The sequence below is a fragment of the Roseomonas gilardii genome (assembly GCF_001941945.1).
GTDB lineage: Bacteria > Pseudomonadota > Alphaproteobacteria > Acetobacterales > Acetobacteraceae > Roseomonas.
The window spans coordinates 83,570-98,453 of the sequence record NZ_CP015585.1; the positions used below are offsets into that span (position 1 = coordinate 83,570).

General features: G+C 66.5%; 11 protein-coding genes and 2 pseudogenes. 6 read left to right on the forward strand and 7 right to left on the reverse strand.

Annotated features, from left to right (window positions below; all coding sequences use genetic code 11):
* Position 1: 1 nt before the first annotated feature.
* Together RGI145_RS23080 and RGI145_RS23085 are read right to left on the reverse strand one after the other, a co-directional pair.
* Complete coding sequence (locus tag RGI145_RS23080; RefSeq protein WP_156878760.1) at positions 2-424, reverse strand: permuted SH3 domain-containing protein; 423 nt, start codon at positions 422-424, stop codon at positions 2-4.
* 13 nt (positions 425-437) lie between these two features.
* Entirely contained in the window at positions 438-2,381 is a 1,944-nt protein-coding gene (locus tag RGI145_RS23085; protein WP_075800889.1) for a methyltransferase domain-containing protein, read from the reverse strand.
* Positions 2,382-2,768: 387 nt separating this feature from the next.
* Between RGI145_RS23085 and RGI145_RS23100 the strand changes: the two are divergent.
* Both RGI145_RS23100 and RGI145_RS23105 read left to right on the forward strand, forming a co-directional pair.
* A pseudogene (locus RGI145_RS23100) lies at positions 2,769-3,996 on the forward strand (IS3 family transposase).
* Between the two features lie 15 nt (positions 3,997-4,011).
* A pseudogene (locus RGI145_RS23105) lies at positions 4,012-4,256 on the forward strand (IS5/IS1182 family transposase); the annotation flags it as partial.
* 21 nt (positions 4,257-4,277) lie between these two features.
* Here the strand turns inward: RGI145_RS23105 and RGI145_RS23110 are convergent.
* Positions 4,278-5,506, reverse strand: a protein-coding gene (locus RGI145_RS23110; protein WP_226945907.1) for an IS3 family transposase whose coding sequence is annotated in 2 segments (ribosomal slippage) — positions 4,278-5,191 and positions 5,191-5,506 — 1,230 coding nt in all. Because the reading frame shifts where the segments join, the coding sequence is not laid out codon by codon here.
* 31 nt (positions 5,507-5,537) lie between these two features.
* Here RGI145_RS23110 and RGI145_RS23120 point away from each other — a divergent pair.
* Positions 5,538-5,948: an IS5 family transposase gene (locus RGI145_RS23120; protein ID WP_075800892.1), complete on the forward strand. Its 411-nt coding sequence runs from the start codon at positions 5,538-5,540 to the stop codon at positions 5,946-5,948.
* Between the two features lie 2 nt (positions 5,949-5,950).
* Here the strand turns inward: RGI145_RS23120 and RGI145_RS25940 are convergent, their stop codons facing one another.
* Positions 5,951-6,187, reverse strand: coding sequence for a LysR substrate-binding domain-containing protein (locus RGI145_RS25940; RefSeq protein ID WP_075800893.1), 237 nt, complete (start codon positions 6,185-6,187; stop codon positions 5,951-5,953).
* A complete protein-coding gene (locus RGI145_RS23130; protein WP_237183373.1) occupies positions 6,087-6,548 on the reverse strand; it encodes a LysR family transcriptional regulator in 462 nt (153 codons plus the stop codon). The genes RGI145_RS25940 and RGI145_RS23130 overlap by 101 nt, the downstream gene beginning before the upstream one ends.
* A gap of 752 nt (positions 6,549-7,300) precedes the next feature.
* Between RGI145_RS23130 and RGI145_RS23135 the strand changes: the two genes are divergently transcribed.
* Positions 7,301-8,866 (forward strand): gamma-glutamyltransferase family protein, encoded by a 1,566-nt coding sequence (locus RGI145_RS23135; protein WP_257787124.1) that lies wholly within the window; start codon positions 7,301-7,303, stop codon positions 8,864-8,866.
* A 192-nt stretch (positions 8,867-9,058) separates the two neighbouring features.
* Here RGI145_RS23135 and RGI145_RS23140 read toward each other — a convergent pair whose 3' ends face one another.
* Complete coding sequence (locus RGI145_RS23140; protein WP_156878761.1) at positions 9,059-10,336, reverse strand: replication protein RepA; 1,278 nt, start codon at positions 10,334-10,336, stop codon at positions 9,059-9,061.
* A 599-nt stretch (positions 10,337-10,935) separates the two neighbouring features.
* Here RGI145_RS23140 and RGI145_RS23145 point away from each other — a divergent pair.
* Together RGI145_RS23145 and RGI145_RS23150 are read left to right on the forward strand one after the other, a co-directional pair.
* Positions 10,936-11,952 (forward strand): amino acid ABC transporter substrate-binding protein, encoded by a 1,017-nt coding sequence (locus tag RGI145_RS23145; RefSeq protein WP_237183367.1) that lies wholly within the window; start codon positions 10,936-10,938, stop codon positions 11,950-11,952.
* A 104-nt stretch (positions 11,953-12,056) separates the two neighbouring features.
* Positions 12,057-13,160 carry an NAD(P)/FAD-dependent oxidoreductase gene (locus tag RGI145_RS23150; RefSeq protein WP_237183368.1) on the forward strand — a complete coding sequence of 368 codons (1,104 nt, stop codon included), beginning with the start codon at positions 12,057-12,059 and terminating at the stop codon, positions 13,158-13,160.
* Between the two features lie 136 nt (positions 13,161-13,296).
* On the opposite strand, the gene tnpC is transcribed toward RGI145_RS23150, so the two are convergent.
* A complete protein-coding gene (tnpC, locus tag RGI145_RS23155) occupies positions 13,297-14,868 on the reverse strand; it encodes an IS66 family transposase (RefSeq protein ID WP_075800898.1) in 1,572 nt (523 codons plus the stop codon).
* Between the last annotated feature and the right edge of the window lie 16 nt (positions 14,869-14,884).

A 14,884-nucleotide genomic window follows, 5' to 3' on the forward strand; every position in this document is an offset into this window, starting at 1 on the left:
ATCAGGGGCGTCTTCGCCCCTGTTCGCGGTCAGCCTCAAACTTTGCAACGGAACCACCCCGCGCCTGTACGGCCGCGATAGTAGGCCCGCTGCCCTGTTCCGACTCCTGCAGCGTGATTCCCCCCGCGTACCTAGGGCTGCACGTCATCGCGCGCTGCGTGCCCTGGACCACCACGCGGTCCCCGGCCGAGAAGCCGGCGCTGACAAGCCACTGGTTGCCTATGGCCTGCTTCGCTTCGATGACCTGTTGGCGCACGGTGCCCTGCTCATAGGCCACCAGCGTCGTAGCCACGCCGCGCGCATTGTGGGTGACAGCGAAATCTTCTGCTTCACGAACAGCTTCGCCATCCAAGCACAGCGCGAAAGGAACCACAGCCCAACTGATGGGATCCGAAAACCGGGTCAGCCCGCCAACGGCAATCAATCAACAATCTGATCTACTGCTTCGCCGGAACAGGCTTAGGGGTAGCCGTGATGACAGCGAAGTCGCTGGTGATAATGCCATTGGCCATGGCCCGGTCTTCCATTTCAAACAGCTGCTGGAGAAAGGCATTGTCCTGAGGTGATAGAAAATCAAAATTCTGCGCAATACCGCCCAATGCAATATGCGCCAAGCTGCCACCCAACGGCCTGTATTCGATAATATCGAAGTAGGGTTCCAGAGCCGTGACCAGATCGGCGGACCGGATCGCTTCACTAGGGTCGGCAGCGATCATCTCGGCAATAAACGGGCGCCGCAGATTTTCCTTCGGCTGCCCGTTCGGCTGCCGGCGCAGGCGTGGCGGCAGGCTGTCGAGAAACGCATTGGCCAGCCGCAACTGCTCATCGGTCCACTGAAACCGGGTCGGCCCGACGAATTCGTGCAGATGGAAAATCCCACCAGGCCGAAGGGCACGCTGAACAACCGTGTACAACGCCTCCAGCCGCTCAACATGGTGTACTGAAGAGTGGGCGAAGACCACGTCCAGCGACGCTGGCGGCAGTTCAATGGCTTCCAGGTCCGCCACGTGGTACCGGAGGTTCTCAAAGCCTTGCTGCTCAGCCAGCCGGCGAGCTTCCACGATGGCTCCTGCAGCGATGTCATAGCCATCGATATCGCGGACCAAGCCACGGGCAGCCAGATCCCGTTCCAATCCACCGAAGCCACAGCCGATTGAAAGCGCGCGAGCGATAGGAAACCGCCAGCCACGAGCCTTTAGAAGCTCGGCGAGGTGCGCATAGGCATCATCCTCTGCATTGCCAGAGGCGAGAATGTTGGAACGCGCTCGAACAGCCGGATGCGCCATCCAATACCACCCCAGATCCTCGGCCTGATCTTCCGGGCTGACCGACCAAGTTTCGTTGACTCGATTGGCACCCCCCGCGATGCCGTTGAACCATGCTGCAGGCACGGGCGCCATGCGGTTGGCGTAGGTGCGCTGCGGGTCGAAAGGGGGCCTACCTTCTTTCCAACCGTAGGTCATATAGTGCCACAGGCCCGAGGGGCAGACGCCGTCACGAACGGCATTGGCAACATCGGGAAAAGCGTTGAGATACCATGCCTCGTCGAAGCCGGTCACGATGGCCGCATCGGTGGCTGACTGCTGGCCAGCGGACGGCGGCATAAGAATATCTCTCCGCTCGAACAATGGCACTGGACCGTTCCCGGTAACCTCGGGGGCACGACGAAGTACCAGCACATCTTGGTGTCGGTCCCAGCCCCGTTCATGATAGGACTGGAGGCACAAGCTGCTGCCAGCAAATAGTGTTTCGTACCAGGATCGCGTTCCCAGGGAGATACCGTAGGAAGCATCATCGCCATCGTAGCCACGATAGGCATAGCCATCGACGAGATATTGCGAGAGCAGCCCGCGCGCTCCATCCTCGCTCAGCCCATAGGTCGTCGTACGCAGCTGTGTGGCGACAAATTCGCCATGGCTAGTGATCACCAAGCGCGAGTCCGGCCCCATATGCCGGGCAGCGAAGTCGAGGAACTGGCGTGTCTGATGTTCGGGTAGACGTGTCAGCAGGGAGCCCACCCAGATCAAGTCGAAGGTGCCACCGAGCTTCAGGTCACGGAAGTCCGGCGTGCAATGCACGCCGCGGGCTCCGAACGCGGCAGCAGAGAAGTCCACGCCTTCCTGGTCGAAATCGCAGACTGTGATCGCGGCTTCTGGGTAGCGGGCACGCAGCATGCGCGTCACTTGGCCGAAGCCGCTTGGAAGGTCCAGGATGGTGCGGGGCGCCGCCGTGCCGATCATTGCCGCTTCAATGACGTTCAAGGCGGACAGACCAAGCGAAAGGTAGTGGTCGGACGAACCTTTGAACATGCTGTCCAAAGGAGAAACCTCTGCTACCAGGTCAGGAAAGGCAAAACCCGAGGGCAACGTCAAGGCAAGCATCGGCCACCGTCATTTCGTTCTGCATGCTTTACCATCCGTCCCCAGATCGATCCAGCGGAAACGATGGCCGACGAAAAGGCTGCTCTGCCCGCTAGGTTCAGGACCCATTAATTCGGGCTAGCCATTGAACTGTTCGGCTGATTCCATGGTGGCTGGAGTTGCTGTCATGGCTGACTTATTCTGGCTGACAAAGGCGCAGATCCGGCGGATCACGCCCTATTTCCCGCTCTCGCACGGGATGCCGCGGGTGGACGACCAGCGTGTGGTCAGTGGCATCCTTCATGTCATCCGCAATGGGCTGCGTTGGCGCGATGTGGAGTGGCCCCCAATTCGACCGGACACCGGGCGTAGCCATGAGGGCCTAGGCTTACGCCTGGGCATACGCCTATGCCGAACGATCCGACGCGCGTTGAAATCATCACCGGCCGCGAGCGCCGGCGCCGCTACAATGCCGAGCAGAAGCTCCGGCTGGTCGAGGAGACCATGCAGCCAGGGATGACGGTTTCGGCCGTGGCCCGCCTGCACGGTGTCTCGCCGAGCCTGCTGTTCGGGTGGAGGCGGCGCATGAGCGAGGGCGGCAAGGCCGCGATCCAGGCCGATGACGAGGTGGTCGCCGCGGGGCGGCTGCGCGAGCTGGAGGGCCGCATCTGTGACCTGGAACGGCTGCTGGGGCGCAAGACCATGGAGGTGGAGATCCTGCGGGAGGCGTTGAGCGTCGCCCGGGGGAAAAAGCCCGTCTGGCAGTTGCCGTCGCCACCACTGGGCGGTTCCGGTGAAAGTCGTGGCTGACACCCTGGGTGTGGCCCGCTCCAACCTGGTCGAGCAACTCCGTGGCAACTCCAAGCCCCGGGGCCGCTACCAGCGCCAGGGTGACCACGAACTGCTGGCGGCCATCCGCCAACTCACCGATGCCCGGCCCACCTACGGCTATCGCCGGATCACCGCCCTGATGAACCGCGCCCGCCGGGCCTCCGGCGCCGAGACCCTGAACCACAAAAGGGTCTACCGGCTGATGCTGCAGGGCGGGCTGCTCCTGCAGCGCCACGGCACCCGGCGGCCAATCCGGGCCCATGAGGGCACGGTGATCGCGCCGGCCTCGAATCTGCGCTGGTCCTCGGACGGGCTGGAGATCCCGTGCTGGAACGGCGAAGTCGTCCGCCTGGCGTTCGCCATCGACACCCACGACCGCGAGGTCATGGCCTGGGTCGCCACCACCGGCGGCATCAGCGGCGAGATGATCCGCGATCTCATGCTGGCCTGTGTTGAGCAGCGGTTCGCGGCCCTCCGGGCGCCCCATCCCGTGCAGTGGCTGGCTGATAATGGATCGGCCTATGCCGCCCACGATACGCGAGACTTCGCCGTCGCGCTGAACCTCGTGGCCTGTTTCACACCCGTCCGTAGCCCCGAGAGCAATGGCGTCAGCGAGGCCTTCGTGAAGACGCTCAAGCGCGACTACGCCCGCATCCATCCCTGGCCCGATGCTGCCACCGTCCTCCAGCAACTCCCAACCTGGATCGAAGACTACAACGAGGTCCATCCCCACAAAGGCTTGCGAATGCGCTCACCCCGTGAGTTCATCCGCGCCCAGTCTCAACCAGCCCCGTGTCCGGTTTGATGGGGGCAACTCCACGATGCGCCCTCCGACTACGGCCCGCATAAGACGCTCTACAACCGCTTCGTCCGCTGGAGCCGCCTCGGCGTCTTCAACCGCATTTTCGCCGGGTTGGCGGGACGGGCCGGTGAGCCGGATCGCTTGATGATCGACGCTACTCACCTCAAGACGCGCCGGACGGCGGCCAGCTTGCTCAAAAAGGGGCTGTTCCCCGCCGTATCGGCCGCACCAAAGGCGGCCTGAACTCCAAGCTGCATGGCCTTGCCCCACTTTCACGGACACTGTTACGCGGCTGATGCCGCTGTTTGGAATGTCGCTGCCTTCTGCTCGGGGGTGAGATAGCCGAGCGCCGAATGCAGGCGGCGTCGATTGTAGAAGCCCTCCAGATACTGGAACACGTCGGCCCTGGCCTCGTCGCGAGTGAGGTAGTCGCGCTGCTCGACGAGTTCGCCCTTCAGGGTGGCATAGAAGCTCTCCATCGGCGCGTTGTCCCAGCAGTTCCCCTTGCGGCTCATCGAGCAGAGCATGCCGTGCTCGGCGAGCCGGCGGCGATAGCCATGGGCGGCATATTGCACGCCGCGATCCGCATGGTGCAGGAGGCCAGGGGCGGGCCGTCGGCAGGCGATCGCCATGTCGAGTGCGGCCAGGGCGAGTTCGTGGCCGAGGTGGTCCGCCATGGCCCAGCCGACCACGCGGCGCGTGCACAGGTCCAGCACCACGGCCAAGTACAGCCAGCCCTCGGCGGTCCACAGATAGGTCAGATCGGCCAGCCAGACCCGGTCGGGCGCGGCGGCCGTGAAGTCGCGATCGAGCAGGTTGGGGGCGACCGGGAAGGCATGCCGGCTGTCGGTGGTGCACCGGAACCGGCGACCACGCCGTGCCGACAGCCCCATGCCGCGCATCAGCCGCGCCACCCGCTTGCGGCCAACCCGCCGTCCTTGGGCGCGCAGCGCGGCATGCACGCGCGGGCTGCCGTAGCGGCCACGGCTGTCGGCGTGCGTGGCCCGGATCTCGGCTGCGAGGACCCGGTCGGCCGCCGCCTGCCTGCTCTCCGGCCGGCGAGCCCAGTCGTAGTAGCCGCTGCGGCTCACGCCCAGCACCTCGCACAGGATGGCAACCGGAAAGACGGCGACGTGATCGCGAATGAAGCCATAGCTCACCTCCGGTCCGTCGCCTGGCCGAAGATGAGCGCCGCTCGCTTTAAGATGTCGCGCTCCATGCGCAACCGCTCGACCTCGCGCCGCAGCCGCCCGATCTCGGCCGCCTGCTCGGCCGGGCTCGGGCCGACGCGACGCGCCGGCGCCGCCGGTGGTGTCGGAACCGCCAGCGCCGGCGCGCCGCTCCCCACCGCCGTGCCCGTCGGCGCCCAGCGCAGCCAGCTGCGCACCAGCCGGTCCGGTAGGCCCAACTCGGCCGCCACCTGCGATACCGACCGCCCACCGCGGACCGCTGCCACCGCCTCCAGCTTGAACGCCTCCGGAAAGAACCGGCGCTTTCCGCTACCCTCTGCCATCCGTACCTCCAGGCCCTTCAGCCTATCAGAGGTGTCCGTCACAGCGGGACAGGGCCAGCACGCTGTCTGCGACGGAAAAGGCCGACCACTGATCCTGCTGTTGTCCGAGGGCCAGATGAGTGATCACAAGGGCGCCGCGCTGATGCTGCCGAACCTGCCGCCAGCCAAGGACCTGCTCGGCGACAAGGGATATGACAGCAACCGCTTCCGCCAGGCCCTGATCAAACGTGGCATCGAGCCTTGCATTCCATCAAGCCGTAGCCGCAAGCTGCCAATCCCCTACGACAGGGCGCTCTACCGGCAGCGCCATCGCATCGAGAACATGTTCGGCAGGCTCAAGGACTGGCGCCGCATCGCCATGCGCTACGACCGATGTGCACACACCTTCATGTCAGCCATCTGTCTCGCAGCAATCATACTCTTCTGGATTAACGAGTCCTGAGCCTAGGCCGGGCTTCGGCCGTTGCGGACCCTGTCCACGCCCGCCAGCGCGAACCAATGCTCCCAGTTGGCGCATATCCGGTCCTCGTGCAGCAGGATGCAGCCCGCGAGGCTCTCGGCAGACACCAGCCCGCCCGCCTCAGCCAGATAGGCGGGGCTGCAGACCGGTGTCAGCGTCTCTTCCAGCATTAGCTCCGCCAGGACGCGCCGATAGCGCTCGCTGCCGTAGCGCAAGGCCACGGCAACCTGGCCGGCGCTCGGGTCGACGTTGAGGTCGGTGACGTCGAGGTGGATGTTCGAACTCCGGGTGCCGTGCCTTCAGCCGGTGCAGGCGCGGCGCCAGCCACTTGCTGGCGAAGGACAGGCCGGTGCTGATGGTCAGACGCGTCACCCGGTTCTGCGCCCGCACGCACTCGGCCTCCCGCGTCAGGTCGGCCAGCAGGCGCGTCACGGCCACCAGGAACTCGGCGCCCTCGTCGGTCAGCACGATGCGACGCGTCAGGCGCCGGAACAGCGGCACGCCAAGGTGCTGCGCCGGCGTCTTGATGTGGCGGCTGACCGCGCCATGGGTGATGTGCAGCTCCTCCGCGGCCAGCGTCATGCTCAGCCGCCGTCCGGCCGCCTCGAAGGCGCGCAAGGTCTGCAAGGGAGGAAGCTAGTCGAACATCTGGAGCGCTACGCGTGAGTGATACTCACGCATTGTGTGATGACAAATGGTTTGTCGGCAAGTTGCGCCGCCCCTAGTCACGGTGGGCCGCCAAGGTGACGGCGCTTCTTTATCCGCATGGTGGTGTCTTCGACGCCATGACCGACGAGAACGCGGTGCTCTTTGGCGCGAAGAGTGAGCGGGAGTTCCGCGCTGTGCTTGACGCGATCCGCCAAGCGCTCCGAGGTACTGAGCCAGTACAGTCTTACGACCTCTAAGCTCCGGCCCCTGCGTCAACTTTCCTAGCGGCGTCTGCCTCAGTCACGAGTGTGGAGATGGCCTCAGCAGCATGGCTGGCTAGATCCTGGGCAGAAGGCCAATTCGGCTGGGACCGCTTCGAGCAGGCCGCCATCGCAAACGGTTGGATCGTCACAAGAGGCGTCGGCGTCATGAAGCTCCGGAATCGGGACACGGATGAAGATGTCGGAGCTTTCTCGGTCAATGACGCAGTTGCGCACCTACTCGAATTCTACGTACGGAAGATCAGGCAATGACTCAACGCCGTGCAACGTGGAGCACAGCATGGGATGGATACCATGTTCACCGATACCAGGACATCAGTGATCCGTTCGACCCAGTCCAACAACCGACAGAGAGGTGATGCTATGGCGTCTGCTGCACACGCAATGGAAGAGAGCAGTTCTGGCATGGTGGCGAGTGCACATCAGTGCGCGTCGCAGGCTGGCTGCAAAATCCTAGAGGCTGGTGGCAGTGCCTTCGACGCCGCCGTAGCGGTGGCCGCCGCGTTGAACGTCGTCGAGCCCTACATGTCCGGTCTGGCAGGCATGGGCTTCGCCACCATGTGGGTCGCGGCGGAAGCGCGGGTCCGGGTGCTCGACTTCGTGCCGCCGATCCCGCTATCCTTCCCGGTGGGGCGCTTCACCTCACGCGAGGAACTGCTCTCCGGCCCAGCCGCGGTGGCCAGCCCGGGCAACCTCGCGGGCTGGTGCGCGCTGCACCAGGCTTATGGCCGCCTGCCGCTGCCCCAGGTGCTGGCGCCGGCAATCACCCTCGCTGAGCAGGGATTCGAGTTCTCCCCCTTCGGAATCGAGGAGGTCGCGGAATTCGCTCCGGGCCATGTGGCCACTCCGGGCACGGGCGAGGCCTTCTCGGCTGCCTTCCCCTTCCACACGACGCTCCGGGCGGGGGACCAGGTGCAGGCACCGATGCTCGCCGCCACGCTGCGGCAGGTGGCGGAAGGCGGCGCCGACGTGTTGTACCGGGGCGAGCTTGGGTCGCGCATGGTCGCCTTCCTGGCGGAGCAGGGCGGCACGCTGACCCTCGACGACCTCGCCTCGGTCTCGCCCATCTGGCGGGACCCGCTCTCCGCCACCTATCGCGGCCTGCGCATCCATGTGCCGCCGCCGCCCTGCGAGGACTTCCAGTTCCTGCTGACGCTGCGCCTACTTGAGGGCTTCGACGTAGCGGCGCTGGAGCCGCTCTCGGTCGAGCACCTCGACCTTGTCATCCGCGCCATCCGCCTCGCCGCCGGCGTGCGGATCGCGGACAACAGGCCCGACGAGGCCCGGCTGCGCGCGATCCTCTCCGATGAAAACGTCCGGCTGCTCCAGGACCGGCTGCGGGTGGGCGACGGCCTCCAGGGTCCGACGGAGCAATGGACCAGCGAGCCGCCGCCCGGCGCCGATCCGGGGCACACCACTTCCTTCTCCATCGCCGATCGCGAAGGCAACCTCGTCTGCATCACCCAGAGCCTGGGTTCGGTCTTCGGCAGCGGAGTGGCGGTGCCAGGTACCGGGGTCCTGCTCAACAACTTCCTGTACTGGGCGGACGTGCAGCCTGGCAGCCCCAACCTGGCCCGGCCCGGCCAGCCGCTCGCGATGTGCATGGCGCCCAGCATCTCGACGCGGGATGGCAAGCCCTGCCTCGCTCTGGGAACCCCGGGCAGCTACGGCATCCTGCAGACCCAGGCGCAGGCGCTCGTCAGCCATCTGGATTTTGGGCTTGATTTGCAGGCGGCGATCAATGCGCCGCGCGCCCGGCTCTGGGATGGACGGCTGGTGGAGATCGAGAACCGGGTGGCGCCCGAGGTGGTGGCCGCCCTGCGCGAGAGAGGCCATGACGCCCGACCCTTTCCCTCCGCCTTCACCATGCACGTTGGCGGCATGCAGGCGATTGGGCGTGATCCCCGTACGGACCACCTCAGTGGCGCGGCCGATCCGCGGCGGAACGGAGCCGTGATGGCTGCTCGCTGACGCAACCTCCTATGTCCGCTTTGCCGTAGTCAGCGCTCGGGAGCGGACGGGCGGCTTTCGGCCAACCCCGCTATTGCAGCACGATAAACCTTGGCTTGGCGTGCCTACGGCGGCAGCAGGACCAAACTACCTTGATCGGCCATGTTGATCGCCCCTCCCCTTGCCCCACGGCCTGGCGTGCGGATCGGCCCATTACCGCCAGTCGGAGGCCGGTGCCTTCCTGACGCGGGCTGTCGCCTGATCCAGCGTGGTGATCTCGCCGTCCCAGACCAGGTCGATCAGATCCCGGTTCGCCATGATCCACGCCGAGACCCTGGTGTATTCCGCCTGCTGCAGCCCGCCGGTGATCTGCAGGACCAGAGGCTCCAGCGTCAGCAAGGTCATGCGGTCGGGCTCGAACCGCGTGCCGGGCGTGACGGCGACCACCGGGGGTTCATCGCCCTGCCCGCGCCGGAGCCAGATCACGCCCGAAAGGCCGGTCAGGTGCGACCGGAGACCGATGGGCTGTGACCCGCCATGAGCGGGTAACGGCGCCACGGGTGGGCTGCCCGGTCGCGACGCTGGATGAACGGAGCTTTTCTGCGAAGACGGCGGCAACGCCACCGGCGCAAGGCCTGGCGCTGACCCAGCAGCCTCTTCCCGCGGCGGCCGCTGTCCCTGCTGGCCGGCGTCGGCGTCCGGCGTGAAGCCGACCGTGATGCCGTCCTCATCAGCAGCCAGGGCGATCGCGTGGTCCGCCGCGAAAACCATGCGTAGTGCGTCCTCAAAGGCCTCTCGGAACGTCTTGGGGTCCTGGTGTGGGCCGCCGAAGCGGTCAAGCAACTCAGGCCAGGGCACCGTGATGGCCTGTCCGGCTGGCTGGTGGTGCAGCACCTGCCGGATCCAGCCGTGCGCATCGAGCGCCAGGGCTTCTGTCATGAGGGCCGCGACGATCCGCCGCTCCAGCGGCACGGCGTGTTGCATCAGGCTGGCCAGGAAGCGGCCGCTGAGGCGAAGACGCGGCCGCCATACGGCCTCGGGCCGGCGCCACTGACCCCGGGCATCGAACACCGCCAGGGCATGGTCCTCGCCGCAGGTCAGGCTGACTTTCGCGGCGGCCAGGCGTTCCAATTGGCTTCCGAGTTCCTGCAGGACGGGCTCCATGGCCGGCAAGCCCATCTCCAGGGCCAGGGCCGCGATGTCTGGCCCGAGTTCCAGCACTGCGTTGCCCGTGCGCACCGCCTTGTCACACAGGTGCATCAGCAGGCGGCGCAGGCACCATCCGGACGGCAGCGTCTGATCCGGCATTGCCATCTCGATGGCCAGAGCCGTGTCATCCACGTCATGACGCCAGGATCCGACCGATGACGAAAACGGCAGCGCCGTCCGGCAGAAAGCAGGGTGGTACCAGATCCAGCGCAGATCAGAGCCTGCCCCTGCTGGGGTCAAAGCAAGGGCAGGTGGCGCAGACAACGTCATGAAAAGAATCATCCAGTCGACCTCTCATGGAGAGGCCGATCTCAAGGAGCACGAAGACAATGCAGCGGAGAAGGGCCGAGCAGGCTTGTGAACAAGATAATACCCCGTGTGCGCTCCACAAGAACCACGCCCTTTCTCCACAACCCCCGAATGAGAGGCACCATGGCCGCTCCACGCTGCTTGAAGCCAGAAAATGAGGCCTTCCTGAGTCGCTTTGCCGGCCCGGCTGGCTGGCAGCTGACCGCGCGGACCAGCAGGAAGAAGCCATCTCCCAACGCGTGCACTGCGCGGGGTACCTGCTTCGCATGCGTGGCGAACACCAGTTCACCGACGCATGCCTTACGGCTCTCCTCGGCCACTGAACCTCCGATCGGTGATGGCAAGCCAGGCCGCGTCAGCGAGCAGGTGCAACGGCTGTACATCGAGGACCGCCTGTCCAAGGGGGAACCCATTGAGGACCACATCCCGGCGCAGGGATAGCCGACGGTCGCCGGTGGACAGGCAGCGGGTTGCCCGGCGTCGGGGGGAGCGCCATGGTTCGTTGCCCGTTCCCTGCTCCGTCGGCACGGTTCGGTATAACAAACGTGGAGGGAGTTGAGATGATGAGGCGCATGTCCGCGGTGATCGCCCTGGTGGCCACCGCCCTTTGCAGCGGTGCCCCGCAAGCCCGGGCTGGCGCGACGCTGGAAGCGGTGAAGGCGCGCGGCACCCTGAACTGCGGCATCCACACTGGCATCGCTGGCTTCGCGCGCCCCGATTCCCGCGGTGTCTGGCAGGGCTTCGACGTCGATTTCTGCCGCGGTCTCGCCGCCGCCCTCTTCAACGACCCGAATAAGGTCCGCTTCACGCCCCTGTCCACGCCGCTGCGGTTCACCGCCCTTTCCTCGGGTGAGGTGGATGTGCTGTTCCGCACGAGCACCGCCACCATGCTGCGCGACACGAGCCTCGGCATCCGCGCGGTCACGCCGAACTTCTATGACGGCCACGGCTTCATGGTGCGTGCCGACGCCAAGATCGGGAAAGCCACCGACATGGGCGGCGCCACCGTCTGCCTGCTCCAGGGCACCACCAACGAACTCATCACGGCGGACTTCTTCCGCACCAACAACCTGCCCATGACGCCCGTGCTGTTCGAGCGGGCCGACCAGGCGGCCGAGGCGTTCCAAACAGGACGGTGTGACGCCTACGGGACCGACGCCTCCCTGCTGGCGGCCGCGCGATCCTCGATGCGGAACCCGTCGGACTGGACCATCCTGCCCGAGCGCTTTTCCAAGGAACCCTACGGCCCCTATGTCCGTCGGGGCGACGACGAGTGGTACGACATCGTCCGCTGGTACGTGAACGCGGTGATCCAGGCGGAGGAGAGCGGCGTCACCCAGGCCAACGTCGAGGAGGTGCGCCGCACCACCACCAATCCCGACACGCGCCGCCTCCTGGGCGTCACGCCCGAGCTCGGCCAGGCCATCAAGCTGGACCCCCTCTGGGTGGTGAACGTCGTGAAGGCGGTCGGCAACTACGGCGAGATCTACGGCCGTCACATGGGTCCGGCCAGCCCCGTGGGCCTGCCACGTGGCGTCAACGAGCAGTGGACGCGCGGCGGCCTGCTCTACGCCCTGCCGATGCGCTGATGAACCAAGGCGTCAAAAGCTAAGGGCAACTGGACCGCGGCTCGCGGTGTAGGCTGCCGCGGCAGACACGTTGATGGTGGACAGTGATGAGGTACGTATCGGTTGTGGGTGGCGGCATCGCCGGACTGCTGACGGCCTGGGCGCTCAGCCGTCGCGGTGTGCGGGTGACGGTGTTCGAACAAGGGCCACTGCCTAACCCGCATTGCTCCTCCTTCGACGAGCACCGGATCATCCGCCACGCCTACGGCGCGATGCCCGCATATGCGCGCCTGATGCCCGGGGCGTTCTCGCTCTGGGACCGTCTCTGGGGCGACATCTTCCCGGCGGGGCAGCAGCGTGGCTACCTCGAGACCGGTCTCACCTACGTGCTGCGTGGCGACAATGGTTGGTACGACATCACCGCCCAGTCGCTCGACGAGCTAGGGGTCGCGTACGGGGACGTGCCCCTGGACGCCGTGCCAGGACGTTACCCCATGCTCAACTGCGACGGTGTTACCCGCGTGGTCGAGACGGGCGGCGCGGGCGTGCTGTTCCCGTCCATCATCATGACCGCTCTTGTGGCCGCGCTGCCCGGTATGGGCGTCCAGTTCGTGCCGTCGTGCAAGATCAGCGCCGTCAACGCTGATGCAGGGGAAGTGGTGGCCAATGGCGAGCGGCACCGGGCCGACGCCGTTGTGGTCGCCGCCGGTGCCTGGGTGGACCGCTTGGTCCCCGCGCTCAAGGGGATTGCCGTGCCATCGCGCCAGGCTGTGGTCTACCTGGCACCACCCTCCGACCTGGCCTCAGCCTGGGCCACGGCGCCTGCCATCATCACGCGCGACTTCTCCGGCGATATCGGGAGCACTTACACCTTGCCGCCGCGCCAGGGCATGCGGCTCAAGGTTGGCGACCACCTGTTCTCGCGCCGGGGCGATCCGGATGACGATCGCGTCGCACGGTCGGAGGATCTGGAGGTGCTGTCGGCCGCCCTGCCGCTCGTCTACCGCGACTTCGAGCGCTACACCGTGCTCGAGCGCCGTGCCTGCTTCTACACGGTGACGGAGGACGAGCGCTTCATCGTCCGTCCCACCGGTGATCGCACCTGGGTCGTCAGCGCTTGTTCTGGCCATGGCTTCAAGCTGGCACCCGCGATGGCGGAAGCGGTCGCGCAGGCGCTGACGGGGGAACGTGACGCCGCAGGCATTTCTGCCTGGGCCGCCCCCGCCTGACCGGGTCTTCATCAGGGTAGGTGGCAGTACCAAGCGCGGCGCATGGGCACCCAGCCGAGCTTTCATGGGTGTACGGATCGATGTCCGCTTCAGGATAGGTGAACAGTATCCATGCGGTGACGGCCGCGGTTGACGCTCAGGCGGCGGCAGTCGCGGGCGCTCGGGAACGCTGCCACTTCCAGGGCAGGAGCTCGTCGAGCCTGGAGGCGGGGTGATCGGCGATACGGGCGAGCACATTGGCGAGCCAGGCACGCGGGTCGATGCCGTTCAGCTTCGCGGTGGTGATCAGGGCGTAGATCATTGCAGCCCGCTCGCCGCCACGGTCACTGCCCGCGAACAGCCATGCCTTTCTGCCAAGGGCCACGCCGCGGAGGGCGCGCTCGGCGGCGTTATTGGTGAGGCAGATCCGGCCATCGCTGAGGAACTGAGTGAATGCGGCCCAACGCTTGAGCGCATAGTCCAGCGCCTTGGCCAGATCGTTGTGACGCGACAGCCTGCCCCTGGTCTCCAGCATCCAGGCATGGAGATCAGCGACGAGTGGGGCGACGACGCTCTGCCGGTGCGACAGGCGTTCGGCCGCCGGACACCGGTTCACGGCCCGCTCGGCCTCGAACACCCGGTCGATGCGGCGCACGGCCTCGGCAGCCAGCGGCGCGCGGGCGACCTCCGCCAGTTCGAACACCTTGCGCCGGAAATGCGCCCAGCACGCCGCCTCCATGATCGGTCCGGGCTTGCGGCCGGGCAGGTAGAGATCACCAAACCCAGCATAGGCATCTGCCTGCAGGATCCCCGTATAGGAGGCCAGGTGCCGCTTGGGGTGCTCGGCGGTGCGGTCGCGCGAGAAGTAGAACACGGCCGCCGGTGGCGCGGGGCCAGCAAAGGGCTGGTCGTCCCGCACATAGGTCCAGAGGCGGGCGGTGACCGTCTTGCCGCGCGCGAGCAGCGGTACGGTGGTGTCGTCCCCGTGCAGGCGCTCGGCGGCCAGAACATGCGCCTCGATGAGGGCATGGAGGGGTGAGAGCACTGCCGCCGCGGTGCCGACCCAGTCCGCCAGGGTGGAGACGCTCAGCTCCACGCCCTCACGGGCATAGCTCTCGCTCTGCCGGTTCAGCGGCAGGTGCTGGCCGAACTTGGCCTCCAGGACCATGGCGAGCAGGTTCGGCCCGGCACGTCCGCGGGCGATCGGATGGAACGGCGCGGGCGGCTGGGTGATCACCTCGCACTGACGGCAGGAGAACTTCTCCCGCACGGTCTGGACGACCTTCCACGAGCGCGGGATCACCTCCAGGGTCTCGGTCACGTCCTCACCGAGCTTGGACAGTTTGCCGCCGCAGCAGGGGCAGGCGGCGGGTGACGGGAGCAGCACCCGTTCGCGCGGCAGGTGGGCAGGCAGAGGACCGCGCGACGGCTTGCGCGGCGGTGCTCCGGGCCAGGTTCCAGCCGGGTTCTCCGCTCGCGTCGCATCCTCGGCTGCTGTGGCGACCAACTCGCCGAGTTCCAGCTCCAGCTGATCCAGCAGCTTACGGCCGCGCTCGGAGGAGGCACCGAACTTGTCGTGTCGCAGCTTGGCGATCACCAGCTTGAGGTGCGTGATCATCGCCTCGGCGCCGGTGGCACGGGCCTCGGCCGCGAGGCGCGCCTCCCGCTCAGCCGCCAGGGCCGCGCGCAGGGTCTCGACGTCGTCAGGGTCAGCCGCGGCGGGCGTCATGCTGGAAGTGAATCAG

Coding starts and splice junctions, on each gene's coding strand:
- RGI145_RS23140 (WP_156878761.1), bottom strand. CDS start 10,336: ATGATTCTTTTCATGACGTTGTCTGCGCCACCTGCCCTTGCTTTGACC.
- RGI145_RS23130 (WP_237183373.1), bottom strand. CDS start 6,548: ATGACGCTGGCCGCGGAGGAGCTGCACATCACCCATGGCGCGGTCAGC.
- RGI145_RS23135 (WP_257787124.1), top strand. CDS start 7,301: ATGGTGGCGAGTGCACATCAGTGCGCGTCGCAGGCTGGCTGCAAAATC.
- RGI145_RS23085 (WP_075800889.1), bottom strand. CDS start 2,381: ATGCTTGCCTTGACGTTGCCCTCGGGTTTTGCCTTTCCTGACCTGGTA.
- tnpC (WP_075800898.1), bottom strand. CDS start 14,868: ATGACGCCCGCCGCGGCTGACCCTGACGACGTCGAGACCCTGCGCGCG.
- RGI145_RS23145 (WP_237183367.1), top strand. CDS start 10,936: ATGTCCGCGGTGATCGCCCTGGTGGCCACCGCCCTTTGCAGCGGTGCC.